This window comes from Bacillus sp. FMQ74 (genome assembly GCF_001875785.1).
GTDB classification, from domain to species: Bacteria; Bacillota; Bacilli; order Bacillales; family Bacillaceae; genus Bacillus; species Bacillus stercoris.
Genome location: NZ_MOEO01000034.1, coordinates 1 through 1,292, shown reverse-complemented (window position 1 = coordinate 1,292; position 1,292 = coordinate 1). Strand labels below are relative to the sequence as shown.

Below are 1,292 nucleotides of genomic sequence, written 5' to 3'. Positions count from 1 at the left end.
TTTTGATTGATGTCACACCTGTTATCTAGTTTTGAGAGAACACTCTCAATTTGTTTGGTGGCGATAGCGAAGAGGTCACACCCGTTCCCATACCGAACACGGAAGTTAAGCTCTTCAGCGCCGATGGTAGTCGGGGGTTTCCCCCTGTGAGAGTAGGACGCCGCCAAGCAATTGCACGTTAGTGCAATTATGGAGGATTAGCTCAGCTGGGAGAGCATCTGCCTTACAAGCAGAGGGTCGGCGGTTCGAGCCCGTCATCCTCCACCATTTTGCCGGTGTAGCTCAATTGGTAGAGCAACTGACTTGTAATCAGTAGGTTGGGGGTTCAAGTCCTCTTGCCGGCACCACTTTTATATGATATAATACTCAAGTCTCTTGTAAGAAGAGCCATTAGCTCAGTTGGTAGAGCATCTGACTTTTAATCAGAGGGTCGAAGGTTCGAGTCCTTCATGGCTCACCATTTTACGCGGGTGTGGCGGAATTGGCAGACGCGCTAGACTTAGGATCTAGTGTCTTTATGACGTGGGGGTTCAAGTCCCTTCACCCGCATTATATAGGATAACAGTTAGAAAAACTGGACATCCTGTCTGCGGAAGTAGTTCAGTGGTAGAACACCACCTTGCCAAGGTGGGGGTCGCGGGTTCGAATCCCGTCTTCCGCTCCAACTATACCATCCACGCCGGGGTGGTGGAATTGGCAGACACACAGGACTTAAAATCCTGCGGTAGGTGACTACCGTGCCGGTTCAAGTCCGGCCCTCGGCATTATGTTTTGCGCCCGTAGCTCAATTGGATAGAGCGTTTGACTACGGATCAAAAGGTTAGGGGTTCGACTCCTCTCGGGCGCGCCATATCTTTTAATAGAATAGATAGGAAATCGGGAAGTAGCTCAGCTTGGTAGAGCACATGGTTTGGGACCATGGGGTCGCAGGTTCGAATCCTGTCTTCCCGACCATTTTCATGGGGCCTTAGCTCAGCTGGGAGAGCGCCTGCTTTGCACGCAGGAGGTCAGCGGTTCGATCCCGCTAGGCTCCACCAAAAGTTTTGAAAAAAGTTGTTGACTTTGAAGAAGCGACGTTGTATACTAATAAAGTTGCTTTAACAAAGCAGACAAACAAAATGATCTTTGAAAACTAAACAAGACAAAACGTACCTGTTAATTCATTTTTTTATAAATCGCACAGCGATGTGCGTAGTCAGTCAAACTACTTTATCGGAGAGTTTGATCCTGGCTCAGGACGAACGCTGGCGGCGTGCCTAATACATGCAAGTCGAGCGGACAGATGGGAGCTT

9 tRNA genes and 2 rRNA genes are annotated in these 1,292 nt (G+C 49.1%); all 11 read left to right on the top strand.

Features of this window, described 5'->3' with window-relative positions:
- The first annotated feature begins 53 nt into the window (after positions 1 to 53).
- Positions 54 to 169, top strand: a 5S ribosomal RNA gene (rrf, locus tag BLL41_RS22175).
- A gap of 22 nt (positions 170 to 191) precedes the next feature.
- Positions 192 to 267: transfer RNA gene (locus BLL41_RS22170), tRNA-Val, on the top strand.
- A 4-nt stretch (positions 268 to 271) separates the two neighbouring features.
- Positions 272 to 347: transfer RNA gene (locus BLL41_RS22165), tRNA-Thr, on the top strand.
- 37 nt (positions 348 to 384) lie between these two features.
- Positions 385 to 460, top strand: a tRNA-Lys gene (locus BLL41_RS22160).
- A 6-nt stretch (positions 461 to 466) separates the two neighbouring features.
- Positions 467 to 549 (top strand) — tRNA-Leu (locus BLL41_RS22155).
- Between the two features lie 40 nt (positions 550 to 589).
- Positions 590 to 664: transfer RNA gene (locus BLL41_RS22150), tRNA-Gly, on the top strand.
- A gap of 14 nt (positions 665 to 678) precedes the next feature.
- Positions 679 to 764 (top strand) — tRNA-Leu (locus BLL41_RS22145).
- Positions 765 to 773: 9 nt separating this feature from the next.
- A tRNA-Arg gene (locus BLL41_RS22140) sits at positions 774 to 850 on the top strand.
- 27 nt (positions 851 to 877) lie between these two features.
- A tRNA-Pro gene (locus tag BLL41_RS22135) sits at positions 878 to 954 on the top strand.
- 7 nt (positions 955 to 961) lie between these two features.
- Positions 962 to 1,037: transfer RNA gene (locus tag BLL41_RS22130), tRNA-Ala, on the top strand.
- A gap of 172 nt (positions 1,038 to 1,209) precedes the next feature.
- Positions 1,210 to 1,292 (top strand): 16S ribosomal RNA (locus tag BLL41_RS22125); the annotation flags it as partial.